Origin of the sequence: Escherichia sp. MOD1-EC7003 (assembly GCF_002965065.1) — a bacterium.
In the GTDB taxonomy this organism is placed as follows: domain Bacteria; phylum Pseudomonadota; class Gammaproteobacteria; order Enterobacterales; family Enterobacteriaceae; genus Escherichia.
The window spans coordinates 50,089-65,272 of record NZ_PTRE01000030.1 but is presented as its reverse complement, the minus strand read 5'-3'; the positions used below and the strand labels follow the sequence as shown (position 1 = coordinate 65,272).

The 15,184-nt window shown below is 51.5% G+C and carries 16 protein-coding genes; 8 read left to right on the top strand and 8 right to left on the bottom strand.

All coding sequences use genetic code 11. The annotated features are described in order from the left end of the window. The first annotated feature begins 37 nt into the window (after positions 1 to 37). The 4 genes from lpxC (at position 38) to mutT (ending at position 4,914) form a co-directional block, all read left to right on the top strand. A complete protein-coding gene (gene lpxC / locus A7090_RS05170) occupies positions 38 to 955 on the top strand; it encodes a UDP-3-O-acyl-N-acetylglucosamine deacetylase (protein WP_000595482.1) in 918 nt (305 codons plus the stop codon). Between the two features lie 230 nt (positions 956 to 1,185). Then, positions 1,186 to 1,698: a secA translation cis-regulator SecM gene (secM, locus tag A7090_RS05165; protein ID WP_105273251.1), complete on the top strand. Its 513-nt coding sequence runs from the start codon at positions 1,186 to 1,188 to the stop codon at positions 1,696 to 1,698. Positions 1,699 to 1,759: 61 nt separating this feature from the next. Further along, on the top strand, positions 1,760 to 4,465 hold the full coding sequence (gene secA / locus A7090_RS05160) for a preprotein translocase subunit SecA (protein ID WP_105273250.1): 2,706 nt from the start codon (positions 1,760 to 1,762) through the stop codon (positions 4,463 to 4,465). A gap of 59 nt (positions 4,466 to 4,524) precedes the next feature. Next, positions 4,525 to 4,914, top strand: coding sequence for an 8-oxo-dGTP diphosphatase MutT (gene mutT, locus A7090_RS05155; RefSeq protein WP_105273249.1), 390 nt, complete (start codon positions 4,525 to 4,527; stop codon positions 4,912 to 4,914). A gap of 216 nt (positions 4,915 to 5,130) precedes the next feature. Here the strand turns inward: mutT and yacG are convergent, their stop codons facing one another. Genes yacG through coaE form a run of 3 tightly spaced genes read right to left on the bottom strand, consistent with a single transcriptional unit; the run spans position 5,131 to position 6,701 of the window. Continuing rightward, a complete protein-coding gene (gene yacG / locus A7090_RS05150) occupies positions 5,131 to 5,328 on the bottom strand; it encodes a DNA gyrase inhibitor YacG (protein WP_105273248.1) in 198 nt (65 codons plus the stop codon). A 9-nt stretch (positions 5,329 to 5,337) separates the two neighbouring features. Next, a complete protein-coding gene (gene zapD, locus A7090_RS05145; RefSeq protein ID WP_105273247.1) occupies positions 5,338 to 6,081 on the bottom strand; it encodes a cell division protein ZapD in 744 nt (247 codons plus the stop codon). After that, entirely contained in the window at positions 6,081 to 6,701 is a 621-nt protein-coding gene (gene coaE / locus A7090_RS05140) for a dephospho-CoA kinase (RefSeq protein WP_001269517.1), read from the bottom strand. Before coaE ends, zapD begins: the two co-directional genes overlap by 1 nt. Before the next feature lie 24 nt (positions 6,702 to 6,725). Here coaE and A7090_RS26115 point away from each other — a divergent pair, with 24 nt between their 5' ends. Together A7090_RS26115 and guaC are read left to right on the top strand one after the other, a co-directional pair. Continuing rightward, positions 6,726 to 6,770 (top strand): hypothetical protein, encoded by a 45-nt coding sequence (locus A7090_RS26115; RefSeq protein WP_198599563.1) that lies wholly within the window; start codon positions 6,726 to 6,728, stop codon positions 6,768 to 6,770. Positions 6,771 to 6,925: 155 nt separating this feature from the next. Then, complete coding sequence (gene guaC, locus A7090_RS05135) at positions 6,926 to 7,969, top strand: GMP reductase (protein ID WP_105273246.1); 1,044 nt, start codon at positions 6,926 to 6,928, stop codon at positions 7,967 to 7,969. A gap of 34 nt (positions 7,970 to 8,003) precedes the next feature. Here the strand turns inward: guaC and hofC are convergent, their stop codons facing one another. The 4 genes from hofC to nadC form a co-directional block, all read right to left on the bottom strand. After that, a complete protein-coding gene (gene hofC / locus A7090_RS05130; protein WP_105273245.1) occupies positions 8,004 to 9,206 on the bottom strand; it encodes a protein transport protein HofC in 1,203 nt (400 codons plus the stop codon). Then, positions 9,196 to 10,581 (bottom strand): type II secretion system protein GspE, encoded by a 1,386-nt coding sequence (gene gspE, locus A7090_RS05125; protein WP_105273244.1) that lies wholly within the window; start codon positions 10,579 to 10,581, stop codon positions 9,196 to 9,198. The genes hofC and gspE overlap by 11 nt, the downstream gene beginning before the upstream one ends. Positions 10,582 to 10,590: 9 nt before the next feature. Next, on the bottom strand, positions 10,591 to 11,031 hold the full coding sequence (ppdD, locus tag A7090_RS05120) for a prepilin peptidase-dependent pilin (RefSeq protein WP_105273243.1): 441 nt from the start codon (positions 11,029 to 11,031) through the stop codon (positions 10,591 to 10,593). Between the two features lie 202 nt (positions 11,032 to 11,233). After that, the gene (gene nadC / locus A7090_RS05110) at positions 11,234 to 12,127 is read right to left on the bottom strand and encodes a carboxylating nicotinate-nucleotide diphosphorylase (RefSeq protein ID WP_105273241.1); all 894 of its coding nucleotides are present in this window, start codon (positions 12,125 to 12,127) and stop codon (positions 11,234 to 11,236) included. Between the two features lie 87 nt (positions 12,128 to 12,214). Here nadC and ampD point away from each other — a divergent pair, with 87 nt between their 5' ends. Both ampD and ampE read left to right on the top strand, forming a co-directional pair. Then, on the top strand, positions 12,215 to 12,766 hold the full coding sequence (ampD, locus tag A7090_RS05105; RefSeq protein WP_105273240.1) for a 1,6-anhydro-N-acetylmuramyl-L-alanine amidase AmpD: 552 nt from the start codon (positions 12,215 to 12,217) through the stop codon (positions 12,764 to 12,766). Further along, positions 12,763 to 13,617: a beta-lactamase regulator AmpE gene (ampE, locus tag A7090_RS05100; protein WP_105273239.1), complete on the top strand. Its 855-nt coding sequence runs from the start codon at positions 12,763 to 12,765 to the stop codon at positions 13,615 to 13,617. The genes ampD and ampE overlap by 4 nt, the downstream gene beginning before the upstream one ends. Before the next feature lie 42 nt (positions 13,618 to 13,659). Here ampE and aroP read toward each other — a convergent pair whose 3' ends face one another. Beyond that, positions 13,660 to 15,033: an aromatic amino acid transporter AroP gene (gene aroP, locus A7090_RS05095; protein ID WP_105273238.1), complete on the bottom strand. Its 1,374-nt coding sequence runs from the start codon at positions 15,031 to 15,033 to the stop codon at positions 13,660 to 13,662. Between the last annotated feature and the right edge of the window lie 151 nt (positions 15,034 to 15,184).

Here is a 15,184-nt window from a genome sequence, read left to right as displayed (position 1 = left end):
CACTTCGGTTGGATAGGTAATTTGGCGAGATAATACGATGATCAAACAAAGGACACTTAAACGTATCGTTCAGGCGACGGGTGTCGGTTTACATACCGGCAAGAAAGTCACCCTGACGCTACGCCCTGCGCCGGCCAACACCGGGGTCATCTATCGTCGCACCGACTTGAATCCACCGGTAGATTTCCCGGCCGATGCCAAATCTGTGCGTGATACCATGCTCTGTACGTGTCTGGTCAACGAGCATGATGTACGGATTTCAACCGTAGAGCACCTCAATGCTGCACTTGCGGGCTTGGGCATCGATAACATTGTTATCGAAGTTAACGCGCCGGAAATCCCGATCATGGACGGCAGCGCCGCTCCGTTTGTATACCTGCTGCTTGACGCCGGTATCGACGAGCTGAACTGCGCCAAGAAATTTGTTCGCATCAAAGAGACTGTTCGTGTCGAAGATGGCGATAAGTGGGCTGAATTTAAACCGTACAATGGTTTTTCTCTGGATTTCACCATCGATTTTAACCATCCGGCTATTGACTCCAGCAACCAGCGCTATGCAATGAACTTCTCCGCTGATGCGTTTATGCGCCAGATCAGCCGTGCGCGTACGTTCGGTTTCATGCGTGATATCGAATATCTGCAGTCCCGTGGTTTATGCCTGGGCGGCAGCTTCGATTGTGCCATCGTTGTTGACGATTATCGCGTACTGAACGAAGACGGTCTGCGTTTTGAAGACGAATTTGTGCGTCACAAAATGCTCGATGCGATCGGTGACTTGTTCATGTGTGGTCACAACATCATAGGTGCATTTACCGCTTATAAATCCGGTCATGCACTGAATAACAAACTGCTGCAGGCTGTCCTGGCGAAACAGGAAGCCTGGGAGTATGTGACCTTCCAGGACGACGCAGAACTGCCGTTGGCCTTCAAAGCGCCTTCAGCCGTACTGGCATAACGACATTTATACTGTCGTATAAAATTCGACTGGCAAATCTGGCACTCTCTCCGGCCAGGTGAACCAGTCGTTTTTTTTGAATTTTATAAGAGCTATAAAAAAACGGTGCGAACGCTGTTTTCTTAAGCACTTTTACGTACAACTTATCTTCATTCGTGCTGTGGACTTCAGGCTTTAATGATAAGATTTGTGCGCTAATTACGTTTGAATACGATCGGGATGGCAATAACGTGAGTGGAATACTGACGCGCTGGCGACAGTTTGGTAAACGCTACTTCTGGCCGCATCTCTTATTAGGGATGGTCGCGGCGAGTTTAGGTTTGCCTGCGCTCAGCAACGCCGCCGAGCCAAATGCGCCCGCAAAAGCGACAACCCGCAACCACGAGCCTTCAGCCAAAGTTAACTTTGGTCAATTGGCTTTGCTGGAAGCGAACACGCGCCGCCCTAACTCGAATTATTCCGTTGATTACTGGCATCAGCACGCAATTCGCACGGTAATCCGTCATCTTTCCTTCGCAATGGCACCGCAAACGCTGCCCGTTGCGGAGGAATCTCTGCCTCTTCAGGCGCAACATCTTGCATTACTGGATACGCTCAGCGCGCTGCTGACCCAGGAAGGCACGCTGTCTGAAAAGGGTTATCGCATTGATTATGCGTATTTTACCTCACAAGCAAAATTCAGCACGCCCGTCTGGATAAGCCAGGCGCAAGGCATCCGTGCTGGCCCTCAACGCCTCAGCTAACAACAATAAACCTTTACTTCATTTTATTGACTCCGCAACGCGGGGCGTTTGAGATTTTATTATGCTAATCAAATTATTAACTAAAGTTTTCGGAAGCCGTAACGATCGCACCCTGCGCCGGATGCGCAAAGTGGTCAATATTATCAATGCCATGGAGCCGGAGATAGAAAAACTCTCCGACGAAGAACTGAAAGGGAAAACCGCAGAGTTTCGTGCGCGTCTGGAAAAAGGCGAAGTGCTGGAAAATCTGATCCCGGAAGCTTTCGCCGTGGTGCGTGAGGCAAGTAAGCGCGTCTTTGGTATGCGTCACTTCGACGTTCAGTTACTTGGCGGTATGGTTCTTAACGAACGCTGCATTGCAGAAATGCGTACCGGTGAAGGTAAAACCCTGACCGCAACGCTGCCTGCTTACCTGAACGCATTAACCGGTAAGGGCGTACACGTTGTTACCGTCAACGACTACCTGGCGCAACGTGACGCCGAAAACAACCGTCCGCTGTTTGAATTCCTCGGCCTGACCGTCGGTATCAACCTGCCGGGTATGCCAGCACCGGCAAAGCGCGAAGCTTATGCAGCTGACATCACTTACGGTACAAACAACGAATACGGCTTTGACTACCTGCGCGATAACATGGCGTTCAGCCCAGAAGAACGTGTACAGCGTAAACTGCACTATGCGCTGGTGGACGAAGTGGACTCCATCCTGATCGATGAAGCGCGTACACCGCTGATCATTTCCGGTCCGGCAGAAGACAGCTCGGAAATGTATAAGCGAGTAAACAAAATTATTCCGCATTTGATCCGTCAGGAAAAAGAGGACTCCGAAACCTTCCAGGGCGAAGGTCACTTCTCGGTGGATGAAAAATCTCGCCAGGTGAACCTGACTGAGCGTGGTCTGGTGCTGATTGAAGAACTGCTGGTGAGAGAAGGCATCATGGATGAAGGGGAGTCTCTGTACTCTCCGGCCAACATCATGCTGATGCACCACGTAACGGCGGCGCTGCGCGCTCATGCGCTGTTTACCCGCGACGTCGACTACATCGTTAAAGATGGTGAAGTTATCATCGTTGACGAACACACCGGTCGTACCATGCAGGGGCGTCGTTGGTCCGATGGTCTGCACCAGGCTGTGGAAGCGAAAGAAGGTGTGCAGATCCAGAACGAAAACCAAACTCTGGCTTCGATCACCTTCCAGAACTACTTCCGTCTGTACGAAAAGCTGGCAGGGATGACTGGTACTGCAGATACCGAAGCGTTCGAATTTAGCTCAATCTACAAGCTGGATACCGTCGTTGTTCCGACCAACCGTCCAATGATTCGTAAAGATTTGCCAGACCTGGTCTACATGACCGAAGCAGAAAAAATCCAGGCGATCATTGAAGATATCAAGGAACGTACTGCGAAAGACCAGCCGGTGCTGGTGGGTACTATTTCTATCGAAAAATCGGAACTGGTATCAAACGAGCTGACTAAAGCCGGTATTAAGCACAACGTCCTGAACGCCAAATTCCACGCTAACGAAGCGGCGATTGTTGCTCAGGCAGGTTATCCGGCTGCGGTGACTATCGCGACCAACATGGCGGGTCGTGGTACAGATATTGTGCTCGGTGGTAGCTGGCAGGCAGAAGTTGCCGCGCTGGAAAATCCGACCTCAGAGCAAATTGAAAAAATCAAAGCGGACTGGCAGGCACGTCACGATGCGGTACTGGCGGCAGGTGGTCTGCATATCATCGGTACTGAGCGTCACGAATCCCGTCGTATTGATAACCAGTTGCGCGGTCGTTCTGGTCGTCAGGGGGATGCCGGTTCTTCCCGTTTCTATCTGTCGATGGAAGATGCGCTGATGCGTATTTTTGCTTCTGACCGTGTTTCCGGCATGATGCGTAAATTGGGTATGAAACCAGGCGAAGCCATTGAGCACCCGTGGGTGACCAAAGCGATTGCCAACGCCCAGCGTAAAGTTGAAAGCCGTAACTTCGATATACGTAAGCAACTGCTGGAATATGATGACGTGGCTAACGATCAGCGTCGCGCCATTTACTCCCAGCGTAACGAACTGCTGGATGTCAGCGATGTGAGCGAAACCATCAACAGCATTCGTGAAGATGTGTTCAAAGTGACCATCGATGCCTATATTCCACCACAATCTCTGGAAGAAATGTGGGATATTCCGGGGCTGCAGGAACGTCTGAAGAACGATTTCGACCTCGATTTGCCGATTGCCGAGTGGCTGAATAAAGAACCAGAACTGCATGAAGAGACGCTGCGTGAGCGCATTCTGGCGCAGTCCATCGAAGTATATCAGCGTAAAGAAGAAGTGGTTGGCGCTGAGATGATGCGTCACTTCGAGAAAGGCGTCATGCTGCAAACGCTTGACTCTCTGTGGAAAGAACACCTGGCGGCGATGGACTATCTGCGTCAGGGTATTCACCTGCGTGGCTATGCACAGAAAGATCCGAAGCAGGAATACAAACGTGAATCGTTCTCCATGTTTGCTGCAATGCTGGAGTCGCTGAAATATGAAGTCATCAGCACGCTGAGCAAAGTTCAGGTGCGCATGCCGGAAGAAGTTGAAGAGCTGGAACAACAGCGTCGTATGGAAGCTGAGCGTTTAGCGCAAATGCAGCAGCTTAGCCATCAGGATGACTATTCTGCAGCCGCAGCGGCGCTGGCGGCGCAAACCGGTGAGCGCAAAGTCGGACGTAACGATCCTTGCCCGTGCGGTTCTGGTAAAAAATATAAGCAGTGCCATGGTCGCCTGCAATAAAAGCTAACTGTTGAAGTAAAAGGCGCAGGATTCTGCGCCTTTTTTATAGGTTTAAGACAATGAAAAAGCTGCAAATTTCGGTAGGTATTATTCGCAACGATAACAATGAAATCTTTATAACCCGCCGCGCCGCAGATGCGCACATGGCGAATAAGCTGGAGTTTCCAGGCGGTAAAATTGAAATGGGTGAAGCGCCGGAACAGGCGATGGTACGTGAACTGCAGGAAGAAGTCGGGATTACCCCACAACATTTTTCGCTGTTTGAAAAACTGGAATATGAATTCCCGGACAGGCATATAACGCTATGGTTCTGGCTGGTCGAAAGCTGGGAAGGGGAAGCGTGGGGTAAAGAAGGGCAGCCCGGTGAGTGGATGGCGCAGGCCAGCCTCAATGCAGAAGATTTTCCACCAGCCAATGAACCAGTAATTTCGAAGCTTAAGCGTTTTTAAGTCGGATAAGGCGTTTACGCCGCATCCGACATTTGCACATGGTGCCTGATGCGACGCAGACGCGTCTTATCAGGCCTACGTGGTTTATTAATTCATTGATAAATTAGGTTTTGTAGGTCGGATAAGGCGTTTACGCCGCATCCGACATTTGCACATGATGCCTGATGCGACGCAGACCGCGTCTTATCAGGCCTACGTGCGACATCAGACAAAATGTCACTGTTTTGCCTCTTCGCTCCAGTCATCGCTTTCGGAAAGATCGCCACTGCTGGGGATTCGTTTTTCTTCAGCAGCCCATTCTCCGAGGTCGATCAGCTGACAACGTTTGGAGCAAAATGGCCGAAACGGGCTGATTTCACCCCACACCACCGTTTTCCCGCAGGTTGGGCAATTCACCGTAATAGTTTCTGACATTTTTACTCCTTAGCAACAGGCCAGTTCGAAATCCAGACGTTCCGGTACCTGTCCGTTTTCACTGTCCAGCGGCATAAAACGAATGGCAAAACGGCTCTTATGACCGGAAATTTGCGGATAAAGCTGTGAATCGAGCGCCAGATTCAGGCGCAGTAAGTCGGCATCGCCGCCGTTATCCTGATAAAAACCATTCAGGCTGGTTTGTTTGCGGAAGGGAGCCGACTGGCGAATTAAATCCAGCACCATGGTAAGTGCCTGGGTGAGCGGGCTCAGGCTGGCAATCCAGGTTTCGACCTGGCTGTCGCGCTGCGCCTGGGGTAGATGCAGCCAAATGTGCAATGTAGGCAAATCAAAGCTGCAACAGCCGCCCGGGATGCTCAGTCGCTGACGCACCAGGGCTATCAAACGATCTTCACGCAGAAATTGCCCGATACGTGGCGCGGAAATCAACACGCTACCCATCATTTTTAACTGCTGAATTAATGCTTCAATGCGGTTCTGGTCCACGCCAGGCACGCCAATCCAGGTCTGGAGTTTACGCTGCTGGCGGTCAAGCTCTTTCAACAGCTCAGTGCGCACTTCGCCGCGCTCGAAAACATCCAGTAATTCACTGACATTACGGAAGAAATGCAGCGCGCCAGCGTGGTCAACGATGGGTAAATTAACGGTAAGTTGCTGAATTAAAAACTCAATGCGCAGCCATGTACGCATTTTTTCATTTAGTGGATGTTCAAAAAGGACCTGGGTCTGCATTACGGTTTTTCCTGTGAGACAAACTGCGACGCAAGCTGCAAATAGTGTGCGTGCAGGCGGGCAACATCCGATGCGATAGCATCCGGTGCGCCGTTATTATCAATGACGTCATCTGCCACGGCAAGGCGAGCTTCGCGCGGTGCCTGAGCAGCAAGGATTTGTTCGACATGCTCGCGAGTTACATCATCGCGCTGCATGGTGCGCTTAAGTTGCGTTTCTGGGCTGACATCCACCACCAGCACTCGATTCGCTTTTTTATACAGTGAGTTTTCTACCAGCAATGGCACAACCCACAGTACATAGGGGGAAGTTGCTTGCTGGATCTGGTGTTGCGTCTCTTGCTGAATCAGCGGATGCAGCAGGGCGTTAAGCCAGTTTTTCTCTTCCGGGTTGGCGAAGATCCGCTCGCGCAAGGCCCGGCGCTGCAATGTTCCATCAGCAGCAATCATGTTAGCGCCAAAGTGATCAGCAATGGCATGTAGCGCAGGTGCACCTGGTTCAACCACCTGACGCGCAATAATATCGGCATCAATGACGTTAATTCCGAGGTCAGCAAACGCATTGGCAACGGTACTCTTGCCACTGCCAATGCCTCCCGTTAAGGCAACTATATACCTCATAATTTATATTCCCGGGAATTCATCATGATTATCAAAACGTTAAGAATGAGCGCACAAAAGCGAAATTGATGAAACGTTCGCTCACTATTTACCAGGTAAATTTATGGGATTGTAGCGTAAAAAAAGACAATTTCGCAGTCTTGCGCCGCATTGATTAGTGCGTATGATAGCGTCACTGGAGTTGCGCTCTTACCCTTATAGCCATTAGCCCCAGGAATCTGCATATGCGTATTGAAGAAGATCTGAAGTTAGGTTTTAAAGACGTTCTCATCCGTCCTAAACGCTCCACTCTTAAAAGCCGTTCTGATGTTGAACTGGAACGTCAATTCACCTTTAAACATTCAGGTCAGAGCTGGTCCGGCGTGCCGATCATCGCCGCGAATATGGACACCGTAGGCACATTTTCTATGGCCTCTGCGCTGGCTTCTTTTGATATTCTGACTGCTGTGCATAAACACTATTCTGTCGAAGAGTGGCAAGCGTTTATCAACAACTCTTCCGCTGATGTGCTGAAACATGTGATGGTTTCTACCGGCACGTCAGATGCGGATTTCGAAAAAACCAAACAAATTCTCGACCTGAACCCGGCATTAAACTTCGTTTGCATTGACGTGGCGAACGGTTATTCCGAACACTTCGTGCAGTTTGTTGCGAAAGCGCGTGAAACGTGGCCGACCAAAACTATTTGTGCTGGCAACGTAGTGACTGGTGAAATGTGTGAGGAGCTTATCCTCTCCGGTGCCGATATCGTTAAAGTTGGCATTGGGCCTGGCTCTGTTTGTACAACTCGCGTCAAAACAGGCGTCGGTTATCCGCAACTTTCTGCGGTAATCGAATGTGCCGATGCAGCGCATGGTCTTGGCGGCATGATCGTCAGCGATGGCGGTTGCACCACGCCGGGCGATGTCGCTAAAGCCTTTGGCGGCGGTGCCGATTTCGTGATGCTCGGTGGAATGCTGGCGGGCCACGAAGAGAGTGGCGGTCGCATCGTTGAGGAGAACGGCGAGAAATTTATGCTGTTCTACGGCATGAGCTCCGAGTCTGCGATGAAACGTCACGTTGGCGGCGTTGCGGAATATCGCGCAGCAGAAGGTAAAACCGTTAAGCTACCGCTGCGTGGTCCGGTTGAAAATACCGCGCGTGATATTTTGGGCGGCCTGCGTTCAGCTTGTACATACGTTGGGGCTTCACGCCTGAAAGAACTGACCAAGCGCACCACGTTTATCCGTGTACAGGAACAAGAAAACCGCATCTTCAACAACCTGTAATCTCCCAATGCTGGCGTGGCGCAACACGCCAGCGTTAACCCATCCCACTCATCGCATCGCCTAAATGGAAAATTGGCAGATACATTGCCACCACCAGCGTACCGATAATTCCTCCGGTAATGACCAGCAACGCCGGTTCTAGCAAGGCGGCAAGGTTATCTGCCAGCGCCAGTGTGTTATCCCGATGATGATGGGCGAGGTTGTCTAACATGAGATCCAGCGAACCGGATGCCTCTCCTGTTCTCACTAACTGCAAACAGAGCGGGCTAAACTCACCGACATTTTTTAGCGCCAGCCAGATGGGCTGACCGTTACTGATATCGTGCTGGATTTGTGTCAGAAGTTGCACCCAGTACGGGCAGCGCATGGTTTCTCTAACGCTCTCTACGCCCTGTAAAAAAGTAATACCTGCACTTTGTGTCAGCGCCAGAATCGTAAAGATCTGAGTGAGTTTTTGTCCCCGCAGCAGTGACCCCATAATCGGGATGCGTAACAGCAATTTCTGCCGCGCGATAAGCCAGGTCGGGCGGCGCATCAGCAATTTATTGGCTATCGCCAGCAGAAAGGCGAACAACACCAGCAGCCAGCTCCATTCGCGACTAAAGTCTGCCAGCGTCATGATCCCCTGCGTTAGCGCCGGTAGTGGGGTGTTAAAGGTCTTATAAATAGCGGCAAATTCCGGCAGAACAAAATGCAGCATTGCCACAACCACCATGATTGCCATCGCTAAAATGATAATGGGATAACGCAACGCGGATTTTACTTTGTCGGTCAACTGACGATGGGCTTTTTGCTGACGCGCCAGTTCAAAGCAGCATTCATCCAATTTACCGGTCAGTTCACCCGTGCGGATCATCGCCTGATAGAGCGGCGGGAAAACCTCTGACCAGGGTAATAAGGCATTGGAAAAGGCAATGCCCTGTTCGAGATCGTGCGCCAGTGATTGCAGCAACGCTTGCCACTGCTTACTGGGATGCTGTTCTGCCAGCAGTGCCAGCCCTTCAGAAAGCGTTAACCCAGCTTTGAGTAGCGTCGCCAGTTGATGAATGACTTGCGCGCTTTTATCTCCTCGCCACTGCGCAGAATTGGTGGCGATTCGCTTCAGGCTTAGTGGGGTAACCATCTGTTGCTGTAGTGCCATAAGCAGCAAAGCACGGCTCTCTGCCCATCGCATCCCATCTTGCGCATTGCCGTCGCTGGTTATGCCATGCCAGCGCCAGAGTTGCTTACTCGCCATGAGGCATCCCCAATACGCGGATTAACTCCTCAAAGGTGGTTAAGCCTTGCTCCACGGCCAGGCAGCCGTTTTCAAAAAGCGTACGCATACCCGCCTGTCGGGCGTGCGTTTCCAGCGATTCAACGTCGGTATTAGCGGAAATAAGCTGACGTATGACCGGTGTTATGGGCAGAACTTCAAATAAGGCCGTGCGACCATAAAATCCGTGGTAGCAATGTACACAACCGGGGGCTTGCCAGCGGGGTAGCGGCGATGGCCATACATTGTCTGGAATATGAATGGGGTCCCCTTGCTGCAGGCGACAATGTGGGCAAAGTTTGCGTACCAGACGCTGGGCTATTAGCAGCGTAAGCGCCGATGAGAGCATCCAGCGGGCGACTCCCATTTGCTGTAAACGTACCAGCGTCTCGCAGGTGGAATTAGTGTGTAGGGTGGACAACACCAGATGACCCGTTTGCGCCGCTTTAATAGCGATCTCTGCTGTTTCGCCATCGCGAATCTCTCCGATCATGATGACGTCCGGATCCTGGCGTAATAACGCGCGCAAAACGCCCTGAAAGGTAAGACCGGCACGCGGATGGATTTGCGTCTGGTTTAGCCCGGCAATGGGGATCTCAATCGGATCTTCGACGCTACAAATATTAATATCAGCGGTATTCAGCGTTTGCAGGGCACTATAAAGCGTGACTGTTTTGCCGCTGCCGGTAGGGCCAGTTACCAGCACCAGTCCCTGTGGTTGTTGCAAGGCATGAGTAAAGTCCGACAGTTGTAACGGTTGCATTCCTAGCATGTTCACATCCAGTGCCTGGCTCACCTGCTGTAACAACCGTAATACTACCTTTTCACCGCCCCGGCATGGCAAGGTCGCAATACGAAATGGGATGGCGTTCCCAGCCAGTTCGACAGTGAATTGCCCGTCTTGCGGCAGACGATGTTCCGCAATATCCAGGTTTCCCAGCACTTTTAATCTGGCGGTTAATGCGACCCCGGCATCCGGTGAAACATCCGGTAAAGGATGCAGTACACCGTCGATACGCAAGCGGATGCGGTAGGCATTGTCCGCGGGTTCGATATGAATATCCGACGCGCGTTGTTCCAGCGCAGATTGTAACGTTCGAGTTAGCAACTCTGCTTTAGGCTGATGCTTCTCTTGTACCGCTACGGGTAATGTCTGTTGTGCGCGACTGGCGTGACCTTCCATTTGTTGGCGCGTCCAGCAGGTGATCTCAATACGTTTGGTGGTAGCGAAATGCAATGCGTCCAGTAGCTCATGCGAAGGTGCATCGACTACCGCAACATGAATCACCTCTTCGCTGGCATCCAGCAAGACTCCCTGATAACGCAGACACAGGGCGGTGAGCTGTGGAATATTCATTGTCGCTCCTTAGTTGGCGTCATCAAAGCGGAAGACATCTTCGCAGGCTTGCTGCAATGCGCTGTCACTTTGAATATTGCAGTTGCGCGTCCAGCCTGTGACGCCGTTTGCGTTATCCCAACCCGGCGTCATGACGACGCTTAGCCCATTGAGGCTCTCCTGGCCGGTGAGCGACACGACGCCCTTTGCCACACTCATGGCTGAAACATAGCGGGTGGTGGTAGGTGAGGGGATGCCATTGCTGCCACCGTCGCAGGAATCTAATCCACCATGTTCCAGCGCGCACAATTCTACGGCGGTACGGTAAGGCACAAAGGTTTGTAGCATGTCGGTGAGTGCGGCTTTGCGTAGGTAGTTTTGATAAGCGGGAATACCAATGGCGCTTAAAATGGCAATGATGCCAATAACCACCATCAGTTCGATAAGTGTAAAACCGCGTTGCTTGTCCATCTGTTTCGCTCCTTGATTTCGTTGGCGCTACTTTGGCAAACGCCATCGACGCAGGCGAGGGGCAAAAAACAAAACGGGAAAGCGGCTTCCGAGGTTTTTTATTACGTTGCAACGAAAGACAAGAAATTTGCGAGGCGTTACGAAGAACGTTGGGGAAGGGGAGATTATCCCCCCGCGATGGAGTGGATAAATCTGTCAGCAATTAGCGAAAGCGCATTGAAAGGTCGAGTGCCTGTACGTGTTTAGTTAGCGCATCGACGGAGATAAAGTCCACGCCCGTTTCGGCAAATTCGCGCAGTGTTTTGTCAGTGACGTTGCCAGACACTTCCAGTAGCGCCTTGCCGTTGATGCGTTTGACGGCTTCGCGCATCTGTTCTGTTTCGAAGTTATCCAGCATGATAATATCGGCGCCTGCTTTCAGGGCTTCATCAAGTTCTTCCAGATTCTCTACTTCGACTTCTACTGGCGCATCCGGATGCAGCCAGGACGCTTTTTCGACCGCCTGGCGCACTGAGCCGGAGGCAATAATATGATTTTCTTTGATCAGGAAGGCATCAGAAAGCCCCAGGCGGTGATTCGCTCCACCGCCGCAAAGTACCGCGTATTTCAGAGCCGAACGCAGGCCGGGTAAGGTTTTGCGCGTATCCAATAACTGCGTGTTGGTGCCCTCCAGTAATTCGACATAGTGGCGTACCTTACTGGCAACCCCTGAAAGGGTTTGCACAAAATTGAGCGCCGTGCGTTCGCCCGTTAACAGCGCGCGGGATGGGCCTTCAAGTTCGAACAAAGGTTGATTGGCGTTGATGACATCGCCGTCATCCACATGCCAGATTATGGTGACATCGTCGCCTGCCAGTTGAATAAACACCTCTTCAACCCAGCGTTTGCCGCAGAATACGCCATTCTCGCGGGTGATCACCGTGGCATGAGAGCGAGAATTTTCCGGTAAAAGTTTTGCCGTAATGTCATTGTTGGCATCGACTGTTCCACCTAAATCTTCCCGTAGCGCCTGGGCCACCGAGCCGGGGATGTCGAGATTAATGCGTTCCAGCAGCTCGTCACGTCGGGTGTCAGTGTTATAGCGGCGAGGCGGCATGTTAAAACTCCAGATAGCTAACGAATCATAAGGTAGAAACATGCTACTCTGAACCGGGTATTAGCACCACATATAAGGAGATCCTGCATGTTGTTAGAACAGGGGTGGCTGGTTGGCGCGCGCCGCGTTCCTTCACCACATTACGATTGCCGCCCGGATGACGAAACACCCACCTTGCTGGTGGTGCACAATATTAGCCTGCCGCCAGGCGAGTTTGGTGGTCCGTGGATCGATGCATTATTCACTGGAACTATTGATCCGCAGGCACATCCTTTCTTCGCTGAGATCGCCCATTTGCGCGTCTCCGCTCACTGCTTGATTCGCCGTGATGGTGAAATAGTCCAGTATGTTCCTTTCGATAAACGCGCCTGGCATGCGGGAGTCTCTCAGTATCAGGGACGCGAACGCTGCAATGATTTTTCTATTGGGATTGAGCTGGAAGGCACCGATACGCTGGCGTATACCGATGCGCAGTATCAACAGCTTGCGGCGGTTACGCGTGCACTGATTAGCCGCTATCCAGATATCGCTAATAACATGACGGGCCATTGTGATATTGCGCCGGATCGGAAAACCGATCCTGGTTCTGCATTTGATTGGGTACGGTTTCGTGCGCTGGTCAGCAAGGAGACAATATGACGCTATTTACAACCTTACTGGTGTTAATTTTCGAGCGCCTGTTTAAGTTAGGCGAGCACTGGCAGCTTGATCATCGTCTTGAAGCGTTCTTTCGGCGGGTGAAACATTTTTCACTCGGGCGCACGTTAGGCATGACCATTATTGTGATGGGCGTGACTTTTTTATTGTTACGCGCATTGCAGGGAGTATTGTTCAACGTTCCGACGCTGCTGGTGTGGCTGCTGATTGGTTTGCTGTGTATTGGCGCAGGTAAAGCTCGTCTTCATTATCATGCTTATCTGACTGCTGCTTCACGTAATGATAGCCATGCCCGTTCCACGATGGCTGGCGAACTCACTATGATTCACGGCGTCCCTGCAGGCTGCGATGAACGTGAGTATTTGCGTGAGCTGCAAAATGCACTGTTGTGGACCAACTTTCGTTTTTATCTTGCACCGCTGTTCTGGCTGATTGTCGGGGGGACCTGGGGACCCGTTACGTTGATGGGGTATGCGTTTTTACGTGCATGGCAATACTGGCTGGCGCGTTACCAGACGCCGCATCATCGTTTACAGTCCGGCATTGATGCCGTGCTTCATATGCTGGATTGGGTGCCTGTTCGTCTTGCGGGCGTGGTATATGCCTTGATCGGTCATGGTGAGAAAGCGTTACCGGCCTGGTTTGCTTCGCTGGGTGATTTCCATACTTCGCAATATCAGGTGTTAACCTGTCTGGCGCAGTTCTCTCTGGCGCGTGAACCGCATGTCGATAAGGTGGAGACGCCGAAGGCAGCGGTTTCAATGGCGAAGAAAACCTCGTTCGTGGTCGTGGTGGTGATTGCGTTACTGACGATTTACGGGGCGTTGGTGTAAAGATTATTGCCCTCACCCAGCACGGGTGAGGGCGTAGAGAGATTAATGCGCTTTTACGGCTTTGGCGGTTTTCTCTTTGAACAGATAACCGATGCCTAACACGACGAGCCATACCGGGATCAGGTATACCGAAATCGCCATTCCTGGCGTCATCAGCATAATCACCAGTACCGCCACCATAAACAGCAGGCAGATCCAGTTACCCAACGGATAGAGCAGAGCAGGGAAGCGAGTTACCACACCTTGTTCCTGCTTGGCGCGACGGAATTTCATATGCGCCAGGCTGATCATCGCCCAGTTGATCACTAGTGCAGATACTACCAGCGCCATTAACAGTCCGAATGCGGATTCTGGGGCAAGGTAGTTAATTAATACGCACAGTGCCGTAACCAGTGCAGACACCAGAATGGTGTTTACCGGTACGCCGCGTTTGTCGACAGACGCCAGCGCTTTTGGTGCGTTCCCTTGTTGGGCCAGACCAAACAGCATCCGGCTGTTGCAATATACGCAGCTGTTGTATACGGAGAGTGCAGCAGTCAGTACCACGATATTTAGCGCATTCGCCACAAAGGTATCGCCTAACTCGTGGAAGATCAGCACAAACGGGCTGGTGTCAGCGGTAACACGTGTCCACGGCATCAGTGAGAGCAGAACGGCTAACGAACCAATGTAGAAAATCAGGATGCGGTAGATAACCTGGTTGGTCGCTTTGGGAATACTTTGCTCCGGGTTATCAGCTTCTGCTGCGGTGATCCCCACCAGTTCCAGACCACCGAACGAGAACATGATAATCGCCATCATCATCACCAGTCCGGTGAAGCCGTGCGGCAGGAAGCCACCCTGATCCCACAGGTTGCTTACGGTCGCCTGCGGACCGCCGTTGCCGCTGAACAGCAGCCAGCCGCCGAAGATGATCATCGCCACCACCGCGATAACTTTGATAATGGCAAACCAGAACTCCATCTCGCCAAATACTTTTACATTGGTCAGGTTGATAGCGTTGATTACCACAAAGAACACGGCGGCAGAAACCCAGGTGGGGATTTCCGGATACCAGAACTGAATGTATTTACCCACAGCAGTCAGCTCTGCCATGGCAACTAAAACGTACAGTACCCAATAGTTCCAGCCAGAGGCGAAACCGGCAAAGCTGCCCCAGTATTTATAGGCAAAGTGGCTGAAGGAGCCTGCGACAGGTTCTTCTACCACCATTTCACCCAGCTGACGCATGATCAGAAAGGCGATAAAACCAGCAATGGCATAACCCAGGATGATCCCTGGCCCTGCGGACTGTATTACGGAGGCGCTTCCCAGGAATAGCCCTGTCCCTATCGCGCCGCCCAGCGCGATAAGCTGAATATGGCGGTTTTTAAGGCCGCGCTTTAGCTGCTCGCCGTGCTGTTGACCTTCCATCATGAATCCTCGTGCGGTGGTTGTTTTTTTGATCTACGCAGTGATGCGTGTGTAAGTTTGCAATTCCGTTTATTGTATTAATTTGTTTACATCGGTGAGGTTTTAATTGTTACAAAAAGACTTCCGTCAGATCAAGAATAATGGTATGCGGCAG

What these genes read in the sequence shown, in the direction of transcription:
- lpxC (WP_000595482.1), top strand. Translation starts at nt 38, where the DNA reads ATGATCAAACAAAGGACACTTAAACGTATCGTTCAGGCGACGGGTGTC.
- secA (WP_105273250.1), top strand. Translation starts at nt 1,760, where the DNA reads ATGCTAATCAAATTATTAACTAAAGTTTTCGGAAGCCGTAACGATCGC.
- mutT (WP_105273249.1), top strand. Translation starts at nt 4,525, where the DNA reads ATGAAAAAGCTGCAAATTTCGGTAGGTATTATTCGCAACGATAACAAT.
- yacG (WP_105273248.1), bottom strand. Translation starts at nt 5,328, where the DNA reads ATGTCAGAAACTATTACGGTGAATTGCCCAACCTGCGGGAAAACGGTG.
- zapD (WP_105273247.1), bottom strand. Translation starts at nt 6,081, where the DNA reads ATGCAGACCCAGGTCCTTTTTGAACATCCACTAAATGAAAAAATGCGT.
- coaE (WP_001269517.1), bottom strand. Translation starts at nt 6,701, where the DNA reads ATGAGGTATATAGTTGCCTTAACGGGAGGCATTGGCAGTGGCAAGAGT.
- guaC (WP_105273246.1), top strand. Translation starts at nt 6,926, where the DNA reads ATGCGTATTGAAGAAGATCTGAAGTTAGGTTTTAAAGACGTTCTCATC.
- hofC (WP_105273245.1), bottom strand. Translation starts at nt 9,206, where the DNA reads ATGGCGAGTAAGCAACTCTGGCGCTGGCATGGCATAACCAGCGACGGC.
- gspE (WP_105273244.1), bottom strand. Translation starts at nt 10,581, where the DNA reads ATGAATATTCCACAGCTCACCGCCCTGTGTCTGCGTTATCAGGGAGTC.
- ppdD (WP_105273243.1), bottom strand. Translation starts at nt 11,031, where the DNA reads ATGGACAAGCAACGCGGTTTTACACTTATCGAACTGATGGTGGTTATT.
- nadC (WP_105273241.1), bottom strand. Translation starts at nt 12,127, where the DNA reads ATGCCGCCTCGCCGCTATAACACTGACACCCGACGTGACGAGCTGCTG.
- ampD (WP_105273240.1), top strand. Translation starts at nt 12,215, where the DNA reads ATGTTGTTAGAACAGGGGTGGCTGGTTGGCGCGCGCCGCGTTCCTTCA.
- ampE (WP_105273239.1), top strand. Translation starts at nt 12,763, where the DNA reads ATGACGCTATTTACAACCTTACTGGTGTTAATTTTCGAGCGCCTGTTT.
- aroP (WP_105273238.1), bottom strand. Translation starts at nt 15,033, where the DNA reads ATGATGGAAGGTCAACAGCACGGCGAGCAGCTAAAGCGCGGCCTTAAA.